Annotated in this window: 20 protein-coding genes, 1 tRNA gene and 1 pseudogene; 14 read left to right on the top strand and 8 right to left on the bottom strand. The window is 59.5% G+C overall.

Translation table 11 applies throughout. The features are described 5' to 3' along the window. The first annotated feature begins 166 nt into the window (after window positions 1-166). Entirely contained in the window at window positions 167-634 is a 468-nt protein-coding gene (locus NW806_RS06905; protein ID WP_414393776.1) for a peroxiredoxin family protein, read from the top strand. An 88-nt stretch (window positions 635-722) separates the two neighbouring features. Here the strand turns inward: NW806_RS06905 and NW806_RS06900 are convergent, their stop codons facing one another. After that, the gene (locus tag NW806_RS06900) at window positions 723-878 is read right to left on the bottom strand and encodes a TIM-barrel domain-containing protein (protein ID WP_414410517.1); all 156 of its coding nucleotides are present in this window, start codon (window positions 876-878) and stop codon (window positions 723-725) included. 145 nt (window positions 879-1,023) lie between these two features. On the opposite strand from NW806_RS06900, the gene NW806_RS06895 reads away from it, so the two are divergent. After that, a complete protein-coding gene (locus NW806_RS06895) occupies window positions 1,024-2,214 on the top strand; it encodes a PQQ-dependent sugar dehydrogenase (RefSeq protein ID WP_414410516.1) in 1,191 nt (396 codons plus the stop codon). A gap of 68 nt (window positions 2,215-2,282) precedes the next feature. On the opposite strand, the gene NW806_RS06890 is transcribed toward NW806_RS06895, so the two are convergent. The 3 genes and pseudogenes from NW806_RS06890 to NW806_RS06880 form a co-directional block, all read right to left on the bottom strand. Further along, window positions 2,283-2,732 (bottom strand): hypothetical protein, encoded by a 450-nt coding sequence (locus NW806_RS06890; protein WP_414410515.1) that lies wholly within the window; start codon window positions 2,730-2,732, stop codon window positions 2,283-2,285. A 196-nt stretch (window positions 2,733-2,928) separates the two neighbouring features. Next, window positions 2,929-3,000, bottom strand: a tRNA-Val gene (locus tag NW806_RS06885). 488 nt (window positions 3,001-3,488) lie between these two features. Next, a pseudogene (locus tag NW806_RS06880) lies at window positions 3,489-3,779 on the bottom strand (DUF6679 family protein); the annotation flags it as partial. A gap of 201 nt (window positions 3,780-3,980) precedes the next feature. On the opposite strand from NW806_RS06880, the gene NW806_RS06875 reads away from it, so the two are divergent. Then, window positions 3,981-4,841, top strand: coding sequence for a prephenate/arogenate dehydrogenase (locus tag NW806_RS06875; RefSeq protein ID WP_414410514.1), 861 nt, complete (start codon window positions 3,981-3,983; stop codon window positions 4,839-4,841). Window positions 4,842-4,872: 31 nt separating this feature from the next. Here NW806_RS06875 and NW806_RS06870 read toward each other — a convergent pair whose 3' ends face one another. After that, a complete protein-coding gene (locus NW806_RS06870) occupies window positions 4,873-5,253 on the bottom strand; it encodes a hypothetical protein (protein WP_414410513.1) in 381 nt (126 codons plus the stop codon). A gap of 174 nt (window positions 5,254-5,427) precedes the next feature. After that, the gene (gene rsmH / locus NW806_RS06865; protein WP_414410512.1) at window positions 5,428-6,357 is read right to left on the bottom strand and encodes a 16S rRNA (cytosine(1402)-N(4))-methyltransferase RsmH; all 930 of its coding nucleotides are present in this window, start codon (window positions 6,355-6,357) and stop codon (window positions 5,428-5,430) included. Window positions 6,358-6,646: 289 nt separating this feature from the next. Between rsmH and aroA the strand changes: the two genes are divergently transcribed. Together aroA and NW806_RS06855 are read left to right on the top strand one after the other, a co-directional pair. Continuing rightward, window positions 6,647-7,981 (top strand): 3-phosphoshikimate 1-carboxyvinyltransferase, encoded by a 1,335-nt coding sequence (aroA, locus tag NW806_RS06860; RefSeq protein ID WP_414410511.1) that lies wholly within the window; start codon window positions 6,647-6,649, stop codon window positions 7,979-7,981. A 14-nt stretch (window positions 7,982-7,995) separates the two neighbouring features. Then, complete coding sequence (locus tag NW806_RS06855; protein WP_414410510.1) at window positions 7,996-8,328, top strand: TIGR03792 family protein; 333 nt, start codon at window positions 7,996-7,998, stop codon at window positions 8,326-8,328. On the opposite strand, the gene NW806_RS06850 is transcribed toward NW806_RS06855, so the two are convergent. Beyond that, window positions 8,325-9,086 carry a DUF502 domain-containing protein gene (locus NW806_RS06850; protein ID WP_414410509.1) on the bottom strand — a complete coding sequence of 254 codons (762 nt, stop codon included), beginning with the start codon at window positions 9,084-9,086 and terminating at the stop codon, window positions 8,325-8,327. The genes NW806_RS06855 and NW806_RS06850 overlap by 4 nt on opposite strands. Window positions 9,087-9,364: 278 nt before the next feature. On the opposite strand from NW806_RS06850, the gene NW806_RS06845 reads away from it, so the two are divergent. The 3 genes from NW806_RS06845 (at window position 9,365) to NW806_RS06835 (ending at window position 12,600) form a co-directional block, all read left to right on the top strand. Continuing rightward, complete coding sequence (locus tag NW806_RS06845; protein WP_414410508.1) at window positions 9,365-9,832, top strand: SRPBCC family protein; 468 nt, start codon at window positions 9,365-9,367, stop codon at window positions 9,830-9,832. Window positions 9,833-9,903: 71 nt separating this feature from the next. Beyond that, window positions 9,904-10,407 (top strand): GNAT family N-acetyltransferase, encoded by a 504-nt coding sequence (locus NW806_RS06840; protein WP_414410507.1) that lies wholly within the window; start codon window positions 9,904-9,906, stop codon window positions 10,405-10,407. 87 nt (window positions 10,408-10,494) lie between these two features. Further along, window positions 10,495-12,600 carry a thioredoxin domain-containing protein gene (locus tag NW806_RS06835; RefSeq protein WP_414410506.1) on the top strand — a complete coding sequence of 702 codons (2,106 nt, stop codon included), beginning with the start codon at window positions 10,495-10,497 and terminating at the stop codon, window positions 12,598-12,600. 1 nt (window position 12,601) lies between these two features. On the opposite strand, the gene NW806_RS06830 is transcribed toward NW806_RS06835, so the two are convergent. Continuing rightward, the gene (locus NW806_RS06830; RefSeq protein WP_414405319.1) at window positions 12,602-13,030 is read right to left on the bottom strand and encodes a Fur family transcriptional regulator; all 429 of its coding nucleotides are present in this window, start codon (window positions 13,028-13,030) and stop codon (window positions 12,602-12,604) included. Between the two features lie 192 nt (window positions 13,031-13,222). Here NW806_RS06830 and NW806_RS06825 point away from each other — a divergent pair, with 192 nt between their 5' ends. The 6 genes from NW806_RS06825 to rodA all read left to right on the top strand — a co-directional run bounded on the left by NW806_RS06825 (window position 13,223) and on the right by rodA (window position 18,561). Continuing rightward, window positions 13,223-14,404, top strand: a complete 1,182-nt coding sequence (locus NW806_RS06825; RefSeq protein ID WP_414410505.1) for a metallophosphoesterase family protein — start codon at window positions 13,223-13,225, stop codon at window positions 14,402-14,404. Between the two features lie 99 nt (window positions 14,405-14,503). Next, a complete protein-coding gene (locus tag NW806_RS06820; RefSeq protein WP_414410504.1) occupies window positions 14,504-14,977 on the top strand; it encodes a hypothetical protein in 474 nt (157 codons plus the stop codon). Beyond that, complete coding sequence (gene aat, locus NW806_RS06815) at window positions 14,974-15,558, top strand: leucyl/phenylalanyl-tRNA--protein transferase (RefSeq protein ID WP_414410503.1); 585 nt, start codon at window positions 14,974-14,976, stop codon at window positions 15,556-15,558. Before NW806_RS06820 ends, aat begins: the two co-directional genes overlap by 4 nt. Before the next feature lie 79 nt (window positions 15,559-15,637). Beyond that, the gene (locus tag NW806_RS06810; protein ID WP_414393745.1) at window positions 15,638-15,814 is read left to right on the top strand and encodes a DUF3285 domain-containing protein; all 177 of its coding nucleotides are present in this window, start codon (window positions 15,638-15,640) and stop codon (window positions 15,812-15,814) included. A gap of 56 nt (window positions 15,815-15,870) precedes the next feature. Next, entirely contained in the window at window positions 15,871-17,004 is a 1,134-nt protein-coding gene (locus tag NW806_RS06805; protein ID WP_414393744.1) for a histidine kinase, read from the top strand. A 231-nt stretch (window positions 17,005-17,235) separates the two neighbouring features. Then, window positions 17,236-18,561, top strand: a complete 1,326-nt coding sequence (rodA, locus tag NW806_RS06800; protein WP_414410502.1) for a rod shape-determining protein RodA — start codon at window positions 17,236-17,238, stop codon at window positions 18,559-18,561. The last annotated feature ends 73 nt before the right edge of the window (window positions 18,562-18,634 follow it).

Raw genomic sequence — 18,634 nt, 5'->3', positions numbered from 1 at the left:
TTGACTGGTATGCGCTTGTCAAGGTTCTGGGGCGCTGGGCCTGGTGGCCTTGTCAGCGCTTCACTACCCTATCCCACCCTCCCCCACATCGTCAAGACCCATAAGGGGTTTTTGGGAACAGGCCACCGCTAGACTGAGAAAGTGAGTTCGGAGGGGATTCGGACAAATGGGGATTGAGATTGGGATGCCAGCTCCCGACTTTAGCCTGCCTGCGGTTGGGAAAGGGGTTCCCAAGGGGGCCCAGATTTCGCTGGGGGCCTATCGGGGCAAGAGCAAGGTGCTGCTGGCTTTTTACCCCGCAGACTTTTCGCCGGTGTGTACGAGTGAGATGCGCTGTTTTCGGGAGGACTGGGGAGCTTTTCGGGCGGCAGGGTGTGAGATCTTGGGGATCAGCAGCGACCCCATCTCTCGACACGAAGCCTTTGCCGAGCAGCTCAAGCTGGAGTTCCCTCTGCTGAGTGACGTGGACAGGAGGGTAAGCCAGCAGTACGGGGTGGATAGCTTGCTGGGGATACGGCGGGCCTATTTTGTAGTGGACAGCCAAGGGATCCTACGCTACCAGCATGTGGAGTGGCTGCCCATCTTCAAGCGTGACAACCGCGAGCTGCTGGAGGTAGTGAGGGCAATTGACTAGGGGCAGGATCCTCACTGGGCTGGACAGATAGATCTGGTGTGCCTGGCCGCTGTCGAGCAAGAAGAGGGGGGCTTGGACCGAGGGGCTCTTATCCAGCCTGGTTGTCGCCCGTCCAGACGGCAGCCCAGCGCAAGATCCTGGCAAAGCCGGAGCGAGTAAGGACAAAGGGGCACTGGTCGGAGTCGAGCTGTTGTAGACCCTTGCGGGAGGCGTGGGCCCTCAGGAGACCGTAGAGGTTATGCACTCTTCGGAGGAGCTTTGGGAAGTCTCGAGAGGGATCCACAGGTCTAATGGTTTAGGGACAGATTGCCGCCCTCAAGGCTAACCTAAAGCCGGGAGAGAACAACGCCTGCCCTTAGCTCTATTGCGAAAACGAGGCGGCAATCGCCATGAGGATCTCGGTGACAAAGCTTCTCTCCTCACTGCTGCTTTTGGGAGGGCTGTCCGCCCCTGTTGCCGTAGGGGCCTATCCGGTCAGCCCCAAAACGGTCATGTCTCTGCAACGGGGGGATCACGCTCAAGCGCTGCCCAGAGCCAAAACGAAGCAACGCTTTCAGGTGGTAACCTTGGCAACCGGCCTGGAGCATCCGTGGGGGATGGCTTTTCTGCCAGATGGAACCATTTTGGTTACCGAACGTCCGGGCCGCCTGCGGCGGGTTACCGACCGAGGGTTGGATCCCCAGCCCATAGCCGGGGTGCCGGAGGTGTTTGCCCGCGGCCAAGGGGGACTGCTGGATATCGCTTTGCACCCCAACTACGCGGAGAACGGCTGGATCTACTTGTCCTACGCGGCTCCCGGGCCGGGTGGAGGGGGGACACGAGTGGCGCGGGCCCGCCTAGGGAAAAAGGGACTCCAGGACCTGGAAGTGATTTTTGACATGGAGCGCAAGACGCCTGCCCAGCAGCACTTCGGCTCCCGCTTGGTCTTTGACGAAGAAGGGTTTCTCTACATCAGTACTGGGGATCGCGGAGAACGGAATCGGGCTCAGGATCTGGGGGATGCAGCAGGCAAGGTGTTGCGCCTTACCGACACGGGCGGGATCCCGAAAGACAACCCCTTTGTTGGGCAAGCAGGGGCTCTGCCAGCAATTTTCACCTATGGCCACCGCAACATTCAGGGAATGGCCCGCCACCCGGAAACAGGGGCTATTTGGATACACGAACATGGGCCCAAAGGGGGAGATGAGATCAACATCCTCGCTCCCGGCGTGAACTACGGCTGGCCTTTAATCACCCATGGCCGCGAGTACAGCGGCGAACCAGTTGGCAAGGGACTAGCAGCAGCTCCTGGATTGGCTTCGCCGCTGCTTCACTGGACCCCCTCCATTGCTCCCTCTGGCATGACCTTTTACATGGGAGACGCCTTTCCCGAATGGCGGGGCAACCTCTTTGTGGGAGCACTGGCTGGCCAGCATTTGGCACGGCTGGTTTTGGAAGGGAATCGGGTGGTGGCTGAGGAGCGTCTCCTAGAGGGAGCTGTCGGCCGTATCCGGGATGTGCGTCAGGGGCCGGATGGCTTGCTCTACTTGTTGACTGACGCCCCCAACGGATCCCTGTTGCGCTTGGAGCCAAGCTCTTGATTGAGGTCAAATAGCCCTGGTCCTGTAGGATTAGCCCCAACAGGGTTTCCCAACTCCCACTGCTGCCACTACAAGAACTTAACATCTTGCTCGATGGGGAGTGGCTCTCCTGTTCGGGCACCTGTGTTGTGGCAGGCAAAGCACTCCTCCGGAGTTAGCTTAATAACCTGACCTGGAGCCGGAAGAAAAAACATTCTCAGCTCTTTGGTTGGGATCAAGATAGTTTTGCTGTTTGGAGCCCCGCGCTTGTGCTTTTCGTCAGTGAAGGTTCTGACAACGCAAGATATTGGATAGTATTCACTTTTCCGGAGCTTAGCTTCCAGAAGCGCTCTCCAGTGGGGGCTGTTCCCAAAAATCCATTGGCCCCTAGAAAATTTGAGGTCGAATACCTGACTCCAAATTCTGCTGTAGAAGGTGATGATAGATGTCTTGACTTCGTAAGCTCTCGTTATCTCCTCTAAGTGGGATAAAAACTCGCTGGCAGTCAATGGCTGAGGAGGATTGGCAAAGGGTTTCATGAATCGATATCTTCTAGCTTCTGGTTACAGCAGTGGGATTCCCGTAGCTGCATAGTCCACCCAGCTCGAAGCACTTGCGCAAAGGCGGGTGTGTCAGAAGTTGCCCGTCAGACAACCAGTGGCCCCTCCTCAAGGGAGCCTGTAGATAGAAGCAACACCTTGCAGGGAAAGCTTGCCCGCCAAAGGCCGAAATTTATGGGCGGTACAAGATTCGAACTTGTGGCCCCTTCCGTGTGAAGGAAGTGCGCTACCGCTGCGCTAACCGCCCTTTCTAGGGTTTACTAAAGCTAGCCTCTATTGTACCACTGCTGCTACACCACTGGACAAGAAAGGTGCTCCGCACCGCTGTTGCAAACGAGGACTAAAGCCCTTGGCTGGGCGGAGAAGCAGTTGCTCTACAGGCCGAGATCGACCCGCGCGATGGGCAAGTGACCTCCCCTTGTCAGCTAGAGCTCTACGCAGAGGAGTTCTACGGCCTCCTTGCCATTTGCCCCTGTCCAGGACGATGTTGGGATGCCTTCCTGTCGATCTCCGGAAAACTTCAACCTAGTCGTGGTTACCCTCCCGCTGGCCTTCTGGGTCGTTCCGGAACCGATCTACCCGTTTGAGCTCCTCTCCGTTCGGGAGCAGCGGCCTCAGGGACTCCATTCCGCTCTCGCGAAGGGCAGAGGCCTCCCGCTCCAGCTCTTCCCCAAGGCGCTCGCTGCTGGCACGCTCTCCGTTGAGGGGCTCTGTGGCGCGAGGGGAGGATGGTAAACGGAGGAGTTCAGCAGGAGGGCAATCCTCGGCTGTGGGCAGGTCGGAAGTGCTAAGCACTCCTTTTGGGATGGAAGAGAGGCGCTGGGCAACAGCCCCAATGCTCTCCAGACGAATCATCTCCTCCCAGGAGCAAATCTCCTCTTCATCCTCTGTTTCGTAGCGAACCAGGATGGTGTCCCCCTCGATATCGAGGATCTTGGCTCGTTCCAGCCAGCGTCCCTGATCGCGCAGGTAGATCCACACCTCCTTGCCTTCGCGGCTGAGTTGATAGATCCTACGGTGAAGCACGGTTCCCTCCTGCGATAAAAGATCCGGGCGAACTGTTGTGGGGGTTACCCAGTTCACCCTTCCATCTTAGCGGCTGGATCCCTCCCCTGTATGCCCTTCATGGGGCAGAATTAACTTTCTAATCTGGACTGGAAGAAATCCCAAAAGGCAGTCTCCCTCTGCCGCCGGCTTTGGCAAAGCCCTGATCTTCAAGGAGACAGTATGCGCATCGCTATTGTCGGGTTGGGGTTGATCGGCGGATCCCTGGCTCTTAAGCTTACCGAAGCAGGGTACTCCGTCTGGGGGATCAGCCGCAATCCGGCTACCTGTCAAGAGGCCCTAGAACGTGGAGCGGTTCAGGGCTGCGGAACCGAGTTGGCCCAGTTGACGCTTTTCAACCCTCAGGTGGTGGTGATCTGTACTCCCCTGGAGCAGGTGTTGGCCACCCTGGCAGCCCTGGTGCCCTATCTGTCGCCCCAGACAGTGGTAAGCGATGTCGGCTCCGTCAAGCAGCCAATTGTTGGGCCGGCAACAGCGCTATGGCCCCTATTCGTGGGGGGGCACCCCATGGCCGGCAAGACGTTACAAGGGATCCAGGGAGCGGAAGCTAACTTGTTTCTGGGGCGACCCTATGTGCTCACTCCCATTCCCCAGACGCAACCCCAAGCCCTCGCGGTGATGCAGGAGCTAGTGGCAGCAGTGGGTGCCGAAGTTGTCCTTGCCGATCCTGTCCGTCACGATCAGGCAGTAGCTTGGGTTAGCCATCTGCCGGTCATGGTGGGAGCTGGCTTAATTGCCGCCGTTAGCCAGGAGGGAAACCCCGATATTCTGGCACTGGCCCGCACTTTGGCCAGCAGTGGCTTTCGAGATACAAGTCGGGTTGGCGGTGGGATCCCGCAGTTAGGGCTAGAGATGGCTCGTTACAACCGGCAAGCGCTGCTAGCTGCTCTGCGCGGCTACCAAGCTGAGTTGAAGGTACTAGAGCAGCTAATCGAGGGCGAACAGTGGCAAGAGCTGCTCCAGAAGCTGCAGCGAGTCCGCCAGGAATGGCAGCAGTTTCCAGTAAATCAAGGGGCGCCTTAGGTGACTAGCTGTGGCTGTTGCAACTGGCTGCTCAATACCCAACTGGATAAAAGGGGCTAGCTTTGGCTTGCTGGGGGGTGTTTTGACCCTGCCCCGAAACTCGGCGGGGGGGAGCAATGGGAACCTCGATCGTCCGCTCCGGCACCAGAGAAACCATGTCAGAGCGCTCGGCAATCTCTCGCAGAGAGTTGATGATGGATTCTTGAGTGAGGAGAAACTGCTGCTCATGGCGTTGCAGCCGCTGCCAAACCTGGTAGTGCTGGCTCCATTGGCTTTGGGTACGCACTGTCCAACTATAGACACTTAGCACCGCTAACCCCGAGACGATGGCGAGGCCGGTGGAGACCTGGTGCCACCAGATGAGATGCTCTCTCCAGGTGGGATCCCAACGGCGGGGATGGGCGGATTTCAAAGGTTGAGGGGGGCTGCCTTTGCAAGCTGCAGGAGACAGAGCCGTTTCAGAGTGAGGAGAGGGAGCCAAAGTTGCAGTTCTGGGCTGGATAGGGAGAAAGCTGCGACCACGGCTTGTGTTTTGGCTAACCATACGCCTCACCCAGCAAGCACTTGCTGCCAACTGGGTTCCACTCTATCCGAGGCGGGCAGCTACTCGCAGTTTGGCAGAGCGGGCCCGGGGATTGCGTTGCTGCTCCTGCTTGGAAGGGCGCAGAGGTTTAGGGGTGAGCACCTGCCAGCGGGGATCGGTACGGAAGGCCCATTTCACTAGGCGATCTTCCAGACTGTGGAAGCTGATTACAGCCAACCTACCGCCGGGCTTTAGCCAAGCAGGAGCCTGGGCCAGCAGGGTTTCTAGGGCTTCCAGTTCTCGGTTCACGGCAATGCGCAGGGCCTGAAAGACCCGCGTAGCTGGGTGGATGCGGCCCCGCCTTGCTGCCGGCGGTACTGCCTGCCAGACTACCTGAGCCAGTTGGGTAGTGGTAAAAAGGGGGCGGGAGCGTTCGATGTGATGGGCAATGCGGCGGGCAAAGCGCTCCTCTCCATAGCGAACGAAAATGTCGAACAAGTCCTCGGCAGGGCGGCGGTTAACCCAATCAGCAGCGGTTTCCTGATCGGCAGTGGGATCCATGCGCATATCTAGCGGCCCCTCGGCGCGAAAGCTAAATCCGCGCTCAGGGCAGTCTAGCTGGGGCGAGCTCACCCCCAGGTCGGCCACGATGCCATCGAAGAGGATAGGCCGCCCTTCCTCGTCGCGCCAGCCGTGCCGCTGCGGATCGAAATTGGCGAAGTTGAGGTGCCAAAGCTGGATGCGCTCCTGGGGGATCCCTGCTGCTGCCAAGCGCGCCCGAGCTGCCTGCAAAGCCAGCGGATCCCGATCCAGCCCCACCACCCGTTCTGCTCCCCCCTGCAGTAGGGCCAAGGTGTGTCCGCCTCCTCCCAAGGTTACGTCCAAAAACGTGCCGCCCTGCTGGGGCTGCAGGTAGGCCATCACCTCCTCGGTCAAAACGGACTCGTGGTGATACGGAGAGCTCTCCCCGAGCCGAGTTTCCGGCAAGTCCATGAGGTCAGTGGCTGCAGAGGGGCAACCTCGATGATTCTATCCAGGCTTTTTCCCGGGCCACCAGGCCATCGGGAATCTGCAGGCAATCCTTGCTACCGCGCAGCTGAGCAGCCCAGACAAGGGCAGTCGACCTAGCCAAGCCTCACGATGTGTTAATTTGGAGGCTCTGCACTACACCACGTCAAAATACAGGCTGTCTTTCCCAAGTCCAACTGCCGGCAAGAGCAGTGTAGGTTCAACCCTGAGTATTATTGAGACTGCTCCTAGTCTCTCCCTCCTTACGGCTGCCGTGCTAACCACTGCTGCTTCTCCCAACGTCCTGACGCTCTCCCCTGCCCGGGGCCTACGCGGCCAGATTAAGGTTCCAGGGGACAAGTCCATCTCCCACCGTGCTCTGATGCTGGGATCCCTGGCGGAAGGGGAAACGGTTATCCAGGGTCTGTCATTAGGGGAAGACCCCCGCAGCACAGCGGCTTGCTTTCGGGCTTTGGGAGTCGAGATCCCTGAGCTCAACAGCGAGTGTGTGCGCATCCGGGGAGTGGGTTTGGATCGCCTACAGGAGCCGGCAGATGTCTTGGATGCCGGCAATTCCGGCACCACCTTGCGCCTGATGTTGGGGATCCTGGCTGGCCAGCGGGGGCGCTTTTTTGCCGTCACTGGGGATCGCTCCCTGCGCTCGCGGCCTATGGGGCGGGTGGTGGAGCCGCTGCGGCAGATGGGGGCTCAGATCTGGGGGCGGGCGGGGGGCAACCTGGCACCTCTGGCTGTGCAGGGGGGATCCTTAAAGGGGATCCACTACCACTCGCCTGTGGCCTCGGCCCAGGTAAAGTCCTGCCTGCTGCTGGCGGGCCTGTTGGCAGAAGGCACCACTCAGGTTACGGAGCCGGCCCTTTCCCGCGACCACTCGGAGCGGATGTTGCGGGCCTTCGGAGCCGAGATCCAGGTCGATGTGGCGACAAAAACCGTGGCGGTGGTGGGGGGATCCCGCCTGGTGGGCCAGACGGTGCAGGTGCCCGGGGACATCAGCTCGGCAGCCTTCTGGTTGGTGGCGGGCTCGATTGTGCCCGAGAGCGAATTGCTGCTAGAGGGTGTGGGCCTCAACCCCACCCGCACCGGGCTGCTGCAGGTGCTGCAGGAGATGGGGGCCGACATTCAAGTGGAGAACCAGCGGGAAGTGACCGGCGAGCCTCTGGGGGATCTGCGCGTGCGCTCGGCCCGTTTGCGAGGCTGTAGCATCGGCGGCGAGCTGATTCCCACCCTAATCGACGAGATCCCGGTTTTGGCGGTGGCAGCAGCCTTTGCCGAAGGAACTACGGTCATTCGCGATGCAGCGGAATTGCGGGTAAAAGAAAGTGACCGCTTGGCGGCCATCGCTCAGGAACTTAGCCGCATGGGTGCCCAGGTAACCGAATATCCCGACGGCCTGGAAATCAAAGGAGGGATCCCCTTGCAGGGAGCAGAGGTGGACAGCCACGCCGACCACCGCATCGCCATGAGCTTGATGGTAGCTGCCCTGGCCGCCCAGGGATCCACCACCCTCAGCGGTGCCGACTGCGCCCGCATCTCCTACCCCGACTTCATTCCCACCCTGCAGCGGCTGACCAACGCTTCATTAGCGTCTTAAGACAACTTTTGCCGATGTCCGACCAGCCTATTGCCATCGAACACCTCTGCTTTCGAGTCCCCCCCGGCGGCCAGCTGGCTTTCCTTCGGGAAGACGAACGGATCTGGGGAGCGGCCCTGCGCCAACAGCCGGGTTTTCTGGGCAAGGAAGTCTGGCTTGACGCCGAGGATCCCGAACTGGTTCACCTCATCATTCGCTGGGCTAGCCGCGCCGCCTGGAAAGCTTTCCCCCCAGAGCGAGCGGAAGCCTTGGATCGGCAGATGCAGCCCTTCTACGTGCGCCTGGAGCAAGCCAAAGAATACCAGCTCTGGCAGCCCAACCTCCTAGGAGAGGAACCGGCCAGCTAAGAAGCCTCAAAGCCCACCTCCGTTGAGTCCGTCCTAGCAGAGGCTGCCGCCCGCTCTTGTTCCACCAGCTCCCGCAAGCTGGGCATGGTTACCGCCAGAGCTCCCTCGCGCCGCTGCAACCCAGCCTCAAAGGTTTCCGGGGTCACGATCCCACCGGAGATGAGCATCTTAAAAGCATCCTCCACCGGCATGAACACCTCCACCACCTGATCTTCTGGCACGATCGCGTACCAGCCAGTGGTTGGGTTGGGAGTGGTGGGGATAAACACGCTAAGGGAACGCTGGGGCCCGCCCAGTCGGATGGGAGTTTGAATGCTGCCCGTTACAAAAGCCAAAGCCCAGATCCCTGGCCGGGGGTATTCTACCAGCACCACCCGCCGAAACCCCTGGTTGTTGGGAGCAAATAAGACACTGAGCAATTGCTTTAGGGTCTTGTACACCAGCCCCGCCACTGGGATGGCATGGAGCAGCTGCTCGCTTAGGTTGAGCAGCCACTGGCCGACAATGTTGCGGGCCATGAAGCCAATCAGCAAAATAAGCAAGATTGGCGTCAGCAAGCCCACCGCCAGGTTGATGAGGTTAACCAGGATGGGGTGCAGCCCTTGGATGGGGTTAAACGGCTTAGGAATGCTGGTCAGAAAACCGATGCTCCAGGTGGCCACTTCCACCATCAGCCAAATGGTGGTTGCTAGAGGAATCACCACCAGCAATCCCGCCACGAAGTAGTTTTTAAGATGCTGTTTCCACTGAGAAATCATGGTGAGGTCGTCCCGTCAAGTCAAACAGCTGAGTGCAGCGGGCCAATGCAGGTGAAGCTTGCAGGTGGCAATCATGATACCCCCCTTCTGCCTCACCTCATAATAGGCATCGACCGCACTTTGCTGGCCAAAGGCGCAAAGCCCCCGATCTTGCCTTGGGCTGATAATGCTATCTTAGGCCGATATAAAATTTTGTAAAGGCAGGGATCCCCCAGCGGCTTGGTGGCCAGGGCTGAGGGTGGCTTCTCCTTTCTGCTGCATCTTGTGTGGGAGGCGCCATGGCGGAGTCAGATTGGTTAGAGCACACCTGTCAGGTGGAGGTGCCGGTTCCCATTGAACAGGTTTGGGAGCTGTGGTCCAACCTGGCCCTCATGCCGCGTTGGATGCCGTGGATTCGCTCGGTGGAATTGCTGGATCACGACCTATCGCGGTGGACGCTTGCTACGCGCGGCTTTACCTTCAGTTGGATCTCCCGCACCCACACGGTGGTGAAACACCAACGCATCGCCTGGCAATCGGTGGAAGGGCTGCCCAATCGGGGGGCGCTGCGGTTTTATGATCGCAAGGGTAGTACCATTGTGAAGCTGTCAGTGGCCTACAAGATTCCAGGCATTCTGGGCAAAATTCTAGATGGCCTGTTCGTGGGTAAGGTAGTGGAAAGCACCATCCAGGCGGACTTGGAGCGCTTCAAAGCCTATGCCTTGGAGCAGGCGAGGCTAAGTTCTGACAGCGCCTCGGCCAGATAGCTCCGCCTGGTTGGGCGAGCTGTCTTCTCGGCTTCTTGCTTGACCACTCTCGCTGCGGCAAAGATTTGAACATGCCCGATCCCCCTCCTCAGCCTCTTGTTGCCTCTTCTTCTCAGCCTGTTGACAACCGCAACATTCGCTTCTCCCTAGAGCGGGGCGAGCTGGACTTGGAGCAGCTTCTGCTGCTATTGAACCGCAATGCCTTTTGGGCGCAAAACCGCCGTCGGGACGAGATGGAGCGGGCCATTGCCCACAGCCATCCGGTGGTCAGCGCCTGGGACGGGGAGCGCCTGATTGGCTTTGGCCGCGCCACCTCCGATGGAGTTTACCGGGCCGTCCTCTGGGATATCGTGGTGGACTCCGACTACCGCCGCCAAGGCATTGGGCGCAAGCTGGTGGAAACCCTAATTAGCCATCCCCACCTGCAGTCGGTGGAGCGCATCTACGTGTTCACCACCCATCAGCGCGGCTTTTACGAGCGGATTGGTTTTGTGGAAAACCCCAGCACCACTTTGGTTCTCTATGGGCGATCGCTGGAGTTTTTAATCCCAGCCGCCAAACAGGAGCAGGTCTAACCCCCGGGGCAAGGGGGGACAGGGGTCTGGCTTGGCCTCGAGGGGAGGACGCGCTAGCCTGAGCAAAAAAGGTGAGAGGGTTTACCTATGGCCAATCGCCTCGCCACGTGTTCCAGCCTCTACCTGCGCAAGCACGCCAATAATCCAGTGGATTGGTGGCCTTGGATCCCGGAGGCCCTGGAGAAAGCCCGGGCTGAGGATAAGCCAATTTTTCTGTCCATTGGCTACTCCAGTTGTCACTGGTGCACGGTCATGGAGGGAGAGGCCTTTTCCGACCCCGAGATTGCCGCTTTCTTGAATGCCCACTTTTTGCCCATCAAGGTCGATCGCGAGGAGCGGCCCGATCTGGACAGCATCTACATGCAGGCGCTGCAACTCATGAGCGGGCAGGGAGGGTGGCCTCTCAATGTCTTTCTCACACCCAATGACCTGGTGCCGTTTTATGCAGGCACCTATTTTCCCGTGAAGCCCCGCTTTGGCCGGCCAGGGTTTCTAACGGTGCTGCAGCGCGTCCTGCAGTTTTACCGGCAGGAAAAAGAAAAAATTGCGGAGATGAAGGGCCAGATTTTGACGGCCCTGACCACCCTCAGCGACCTAGTGCCAGAAGACCATATTCCACCCGACTTACTGCGCTCCGGGATCGCCAAGATCCAGCCCTTGCTCACCAACGCTGGGGCGGTGCAGCAGTTCCCCATGATGCCCTATGCCCAGTTGGTGCTGCGCTCGGCCCGCTTCGAGCCGCCGGAAGGGATCGACGGCTTGCCAACAGCTCTGGAACGGGCCAAGGAGCGGGCCATGGCCCTGGTGTTAGGCGGGATCTTCGACCATGTGGCCGGTGGCTTTCACCGCTACACCGTGGATCCCACCTGGACGGTGCCCCACTTTGAAAAGATGCTCTACGACAACGGGCAGATCTTGGAGTTCTTGGCAGAGCTGTGGGCCCACGGCATCCGGGACGCTGCCATCGAGCGGGCGGTGCGCCTGACGGTGGAGTGGGTGGCGCGGGAGATGACAGCTCCTGCTGGGTATTTCTATGCGGCCCAGGATGCCGATAGTTTTGCCCGGCGAGAAGATGCGGAGCCCGAGGAGGGGGAGTTCTATGTCTGGCGCTGGCAGGAGCTGCAAGATTTGCTCGATGAAGAAACCTTCCGCGCTCTGCAGCAGGCTTTCTTCCTGTTGCCAGGGGGCAATTTCCCCGACCGGCCCGGCTGCATTGTCCTCCAGCGCCAACAGGGGGGAGAGCTGCCGCCGGAAGTCGAGACCGCCTTGACCACTCATCTGTTTCGGGCTCGCTACGGCTCCACCGAGCGCAGGATCCCCTTCCCGCCGGCAGTAGATGCCCAATCGGCCCGCCAACACCCTTGGCCAGGGCGGATCCCGCCTGTTACGGACACCAAGATGATCGTCTCCTGGAACGGCCTGATGATCTCGGGGCTGGCACGGGCCTACCAAGTGTTTGGCGACGAGGAGTACCTGCAGTTGGCTCTGGGGGCTGCCCAGTTCATCCTTAGCCGCCAGCGCCATCCCGACACGGGATCCCTGCTGCGGTTGAACTACGACGGCACACCCCAGGTGCCTGCCAAATCCGAAGACTACGCCCTCTTCATCAAGGCCCTGTTGGATCTGCACCAGGCCTGCCTAGGTCGAGCAGGGGATCCCAGTTCCCAGCACTGGCTGGAGGCTGCCATCCAGTTGCAGCAGGAGATGGACGCGCAACTGTGGGATACGGCCAGGGGAGGCTACTTTGTCAGTGATGCCCAGAGCGCCGCTGAACTCCTGGTGCGGGAGAAAGACTTCCAGGACAGCGCCATGCCGTCAGCCAATGGTGTGGCCATCGCCAACCTGGTGCGTCTGGCTGCCCTCACGGGCGATCTGGACTATCTGGAGCGAGCAGAGCAGGCCCTGAAAACTTTTGCCCATCTCATGAGCACCCAGCCGCGGGTCTGTCCCACTCTATTCCTTGGGCTAGACTGGTACAGCAACTGGGTGAAGGTGACCTTAGGAGCTGAGCACATTCCCACCTTCCAACAGCGCTCCTGGCCCACTGCCGTCTTTAGCTTGCCCGCAGAAGCAGAGCCCCTGCCTGCCGGGACGGTGGGCCTAGTGTGCTGGGGCAGCAAGTGCCTGGCTCCGGCTAGCTCGCTGGAACAAATCCAGTCTCAGATCAACAGGGGACAAAACCGCTCCTACTGACTTAGCTTCTTCCTGGATTTTCTACACCAAAGAACTCGATGCGATAGCTGTGGATGCGGGTGCCGGTCTTTTGCTCCACCTCAGCCAGCAACTCCGGCGGCAACTCTACCTCTACGTCGAGAATGCGGTTGCTATCTAGACAATTGACATGGCTGTGGGGGTGGGTACACCTGCCGTAGCGGCGCCCATCAGCGCGATCCAGGCACTCAATGATGTTGTGCCTAGCCAGAGCCTCTAGGTTTTGATAGACGGAAGTGTGGCCAATGGGCTTGCCTTGCCGATTAAGACGGTCGTAGATTTCTCGCGCCGAGAGGTGCTCGCCACATTGCCACAAGAGTTCCAAAATGTAGCGGCGCTGCCGGCTAAGACGAAGATTGCACTCCCGGCATCGCTCTAGCGCAGCTTCCAAGGAATCCACAGGGCGAGGCATGGGAAAACCTCAAGCCATACCGAGTTCGAGATAGCGAATTGCCAATCCAACTTAGCCTAGCATCCGCGATTTGGCTTCTAGAAGCCACCCCAAAGCCTTCAAAAAACTGGCCGTCGACCTCTCCAGGCCGTGGCGCCAACAGCAGCCTGTTCATTTTCTACAATACCGCTGGGGTGTGGAGGAGGAGTTAGGATGCGGCGGCGCAAGCTGCTCCTAGGCTTGTTGGGGTTAGCCGTTAGCAGCGGATGGGCAGGGGCCTACTGGGCCAGTCGGCAGCCCCTGGCTTCTCAGCCAAAGCCGACAAGGAAAGCGCCACCTCTGCTGCCGCAGCCCACCCCTACGGCTGTCCCCCATCCCGAAGCTCCTCGCGGCTTCTACATCCCTCCCCGCCGAGATCTGCGCCTCGTGGTGATTAGTGACCTAAATGGCCTCTACGGCTCGGTGGACTATGACCCAGAGGTGGATCGGGCCATCCGCCTCATCCCCTACTTTCAGCCGGATATCGTCTTGGGAGGAGGGGACATGGTGGCAGGGCAGGATCCCCGCCTTTCTGAAGAGCGCATCCGCGCCATGTGGGCAGCCTTTGACCAACATGTGGCAGCTCCGCTGCGCGCTGCCCAGCTGCCCTATGGCTTTACCTTGGGCAACCACGATGCTTCCTGTGCCCGCAACGCCCGCGGTGGTTTTCTCTTTCAAAAGGAACGGGATCTGGCGCGCGAGTTTTGGAACGATCCCGCCCATGATCCTGGCCTGAATTTTGTGGATCGGGGCGATTTCCCCTTCTATTACACCTTTGAAAAAGATGGGGTTTTCTACCTAGTTTGGGACGCTAGCTGCAACTTCATTCCCTCTGAACAGATGGCTTGGGCAGAAGCAGCGCTAGCCAGCGAGCGGGCTCAACAGGCCAAGCTGCGCATCGTCATTGGTCACCTGCCCCTCTATGCCGTTGCCGTCGGGCGCGACAATCCGGGAGAAGTGCTGCTGGATGCTGAAGCCAAGCGAGCTCTGCTGGAAAGGTACCGCGTCCATACTTACATCAGTGGCCACCACCACGCCTACTATCCTGGCTACAAGGGACAGTTGCAGCTGCTTCACTGTGGCGCTCTCGGCTCTGGGCCCCGCCCCCTGTTGGGCAGCCCCCTGCCACCCCGCAAGACCCTTACCCTCATCGACATTGACTTCGCCTCCCCAGAGATCACCCACTACACAACCTACGACATGCGGGATCTAAGTGTGATTGACCAGGCCCAGCTCCCTCGCTTCCTCACCGGTCACAATGGCTTGGTTCTGCGCCGCGATGTCCGCTGGGATAGCCTCACTCCCGAGGAAATTGCCATCTGCCGGGCTCGTCTTGGATCCCTCTGCCGGGATTAGGCCAGCCAAACAGCACCCGGCTGCTCTAGATTACTGGCTGGCAGGAGAGGCTCATCCTGGAAACTCACTAGGGGATCTATTGAAACTCAAGGCAAGAGCATGGCTTCCTTAAAACGACGGCGGCAATTTTGGCTTGTCAGCTGGATTGCGCTGCTGGCTGGCTTGATGGGATCCCTGCTAGCTGGGGTACAAGCGCAGCAGGATCTCACCCCGACCCAGCTGGCGCAGGCTCAGTACGTGCGCAGTTGCGGCACCTGCCACGTGGCGCTGCCTGCTCAGGTGTTGCCCACCGAAACCTGGCAACGGCTGCTGCAGGATCCCAACCACTACGGCCAGCAGATCCAGCCCTTGACCGGTGTGACTTTCCAACTGGCTTGGGGCTATTTACGGCCCAACTCTCGTCCGCTGCGGCAGGGGGAGCCAGTGCCCTATCGTCTAGCCGAGTCTCGCTACTTCCGGGCTTTGCACCTGCAGGTGGACTTTCCTACCCCAGTGCGAGTAAGTGGCTGCGTGGATTGTCACCCCAAGGTCGAGGCGGGGGATTTCGCCACCCTCTCGCCAAACTGGCAATGAGTACGCAGGTAGACATAACCGCCATTGTGGCCGGCTATGCCCAGGGCTACTTTCTCATGGCCGATGAAGAGACGGGATCCCTGGGTTGGTATGGCTGTAGGCAGCATGCGCTAATCCCTCTGGACGAGCGGTTTCACTGTCCGCGCTCCCTGAGGCCCCTAGTGCGCAGCGGTTGCTTTCAGGTGCGCATCAACAGCGCTTTTGAGCAGGTGGTGGAGGGCTGCGCTGCTCGACCAAAAACCTGGATTAGCTCGGAGTTAAAGCAGATTTACCTAGCTCTGTACCAAGCGGGGTTTGCTCACAGCTTTGAGACCTGGCAGGGAGAAGTTCTCGCAGGCGGGATCCTGGGCATTACCTTGGGGGCGGCTTTCATTGGCGAGTCGATGTTTTACCGCATTCCCAATGGCTCCAAAGTGGCGCTGGTGAAGTTGGTGGAACACCTGCGGGAGCGGGGCTTTCGCCTTTTTGACGCCCAGCTAATGAACCCGCACCTGGCCCGCTTTGGGGCTTTTCTCGTGGATGGCCAAGAGTACCGAAAGCTGTTGCAGCAGTGCCTAGGGATCCCTTGCCGGTTTGACTGATGAGCTGGTGGCCGCAGGTGTATTAACGGGGGCAGCTTGAGCTAGGTTAGAGGTATCGGCCCGCGTTTCCGACATCCCAATGTCCCAGCCTTCGCCGGTTAGCTCCTCGCAGAGCGAGAAGGGATCCTCGCCCAGCTATGTTCGCCTGGCCATGCGCAACATGGTGCGCAAAGGCAGAACCTCTCTCCTGCACTTCAGCTTGACCACGGTGGGGCTAGTGGCTGTGCTGGTGGGTCTGGCCTACCTGTTTCGCTAAGCTCAACGGCGTGGAGGGTGAGCTCAAGGTACCCGCCGCCCTTTGGACTTTGGCCTATGCAAACCTCGCTAGATTGCGCTTCTACCCGTTCCACCATTCGGCTGCTGTTGTTTGCCCAAGGCCGAGCCAACGTCGAAGAACTGGCAGAGCAACTCCGTCGGCACATCCAGAGCTTACCTGGCCAATACCCTGCCCATCTAAAAGTGGTGCCGCTAGAAGAGCACCCCTACCTGGCGGAGCACTACAAGCTGGTGGTGACCCCCGCTTTGGTGAAGGCAGAGCCCTTGCCAGCCCAGGTTTTGGCGGGGGAGGACTTGGCGACGCAACTGGAAGTGTGGTGGCCTCGCTGGCAGGGTCAGGCGGCTCTTGCCTCCCACCAACAAAAGGAGGGTCAGGATCCCACCCCTCCTCCCATCACCGAGGCGCTGCTCCAGCTGTCAGAGGAGGTGTTCTTGCTGCGGCAAGAGCGAGCCCAATTGCGGGAACAGCTGGATTTTAAAGACCGCGTTCTGGCGATGCTGGTTCACGATTTGCGCAGCCCCCTGACGGCTACAGCTCTAGCGGTGGAAACCCTGCAGCAAGCGCGCGAGGGATCCCTGGACAAGGCTCTGGAGCGGCAACTGTTCGAGCACGCCCGCCAGCAGTTGCGCAAGATGGACAGCATGATCACCGACATTCTTGAATCGGCCCGCGGCAGCGCTTCGGAGCTGAGGATCCGGGCGGTAGAAACCCAACTGGCTAGCCTATGCCAGCCGCTTATTGAGGAGCTGCAGCCCCGTATCCAGGCCAAGCAGTTGCAGTTTCAAGTCGATATTCCCCTGGATCTGCCCACGGTTCACGTGGATCCCGACAAAATCCGCCAGGTGATCTTTAACCTCCTGGACAACGCCATCAAGTACACCCCTGCCGGGGGATCTATTCGCCTTGCCATCCTTCACCGCACCAGTCAAAAGATCCAAGTGACGGTCAGCGATACTGGCCCTGGGATCCCTGAAGCTGAGCAAGAGAAGATCTTCTCCGAGGCTGTGCGCCTAGAGCGCGATCAGCAGCAGGAGGGCTACGGCATTGGCCTTTCCCTCTGCCGTCGCATCGTGCGTGCCCACTACGGCCAGATTTGGGTGGAATCTATCCCAGGTAAGGGCAGCAGTTTTCATTTCACCCTGCCGGTCTATCGCCTCAGTGGGCACTAGCTGGCCCCCGCTAAAAATTGGTCAAAACCAGGGCGGCCGCACGAGGAGTACCGTGTGATGGTGTGAATAAAGCCGTTATCGGCTTCAGTACCCGCCTGGATACCGAAACCTACGGGCAACTGGGAGCGAGGTTGTGGCCTAGCGTCCTGGGTCAGGGATGGCTGTCGATGCCGATTACTTGCTGCTGCCTGGTGGGGACAACTAAACTGGTGCCGGCGTTGCTCCCTAGGTATGACCCGCTTCCTGCACAGCGCTGAGCCGAAAGTGCCCCCCCGGGCAAGCTGGAAACAGCGCCTGCAGCAAATCTTGTCGCCTTGGCAGGAGTTTGACGGCATTTTGCTAGCTACGGTGCTGACCTTGACGGGCATCGGCATCATTGCCATCCGCAGCGCGGTTTGGGGGCGCCCCGTCAGCCATTACTGGCTGCAGCAGTTGATCATGGCTGGCATCGGCCTGGTGCTCTTGGGGATGGTGGCCCGGATCCCCTATGAGCGGTTGTTGCGCTGGCACTGGTTGACCTACTTCCTAAGCTTGGCGGGCTTGATTGCGGTGCTTTTTTTCGGCACAGCAGCAGGGGGAGCCGAGCGGTGGATCTCCATTGCCGGCGTTCAGGTGCAACCGTCCGAGTTTGCCAAGGTGGGGGTTATTATTACCCTGGCGGCCATTTTGCATCACTGGCCAATCAGGTACTTCAGCCAGATTTGGGTAGCTGTTGCCGTCGTCGCCCCTCCTTGGATTTTGATCTTTCTTCAGCCCAATTTGGGTACGGCCCTGGTGTTTGTGGCTATCTTGCTAGCCATGCTCTACTGGGCTGGAGCCAAGGGCAGTTGGATCCTCTTGCTGGTGTCGCCAGGGGTGGGAGCCATTCTCTACGGCCTGCACACCCGCCCCGAGCTGAGTTGGATGATCTGGGTTTGGTTACTCTGGTGTCTGGGCATGGCAAGCCTAGCCGCTTGGAAGCTGCCTTGGCGGTGGACAGGGGCAGTGACCTTTGGTGTCATTAACCTGCTCTCGGGGCAGCTAGGCCAGGTGGCCTGGAACCTCCTCAAGCCCTACCAGCGGCGGCGGCTGGAGATCTTCCTCGACCCCACCCAAGAGCCCTGGGGATCTGGCTACCACCTCATCCAGTCTCGCATTGCCATTGGCGCTGGCGGGCTCTGGGGCCGCGGCCTCCACCAGGGCACCCAAACCCAACTGGACTTCATCCCCGAGCAACACACCGACTTCATTTTCTCCGCCATCGGGGAAGAGATGGGCTTTGTCGGCACCTTGACGGTGTTGATCCTGCTTTGGATTCTGTGTGCACGGCTAATTTGGATTGCCCAAGGAGCTAAGGACAACTTCGGGTCTCTGATCGCCATTGGGGTGCTAGCGATGATCCTCTTTCAAGCAGTGATCAACATCGGCATGACCGTTGGCCTAGCTCCCATTACGGGGTTGCCTTTGCCTTTTTTGAGCTATGGCCGCTCGGCTTTGCTAGCCAACTTTCTGGCCATTGGCCTGGTGGAATCGGTGGTTCTGCACCGCCAACCCCCTAGCCTTTTCAGGAAAAAGTAACCTAGCCGTCGCGAGGGAGGACAAAGCCCCAGTAAGCTGCTGCCAACACTAAGATGGGGACAGCAAATCCTAG

Source organism: Synechococcus sp. W65.1 (assembly GCF_047461615.1).
Taxonomy (GTDB): Bacteria; Cyanobacteriota; Cyanobacteriia; order Thermostichales; family Thermostichaceae; genus Thermostichus.
This window is presented reverse-complemented; position numbering and strand designations above follow the sequence as displayed.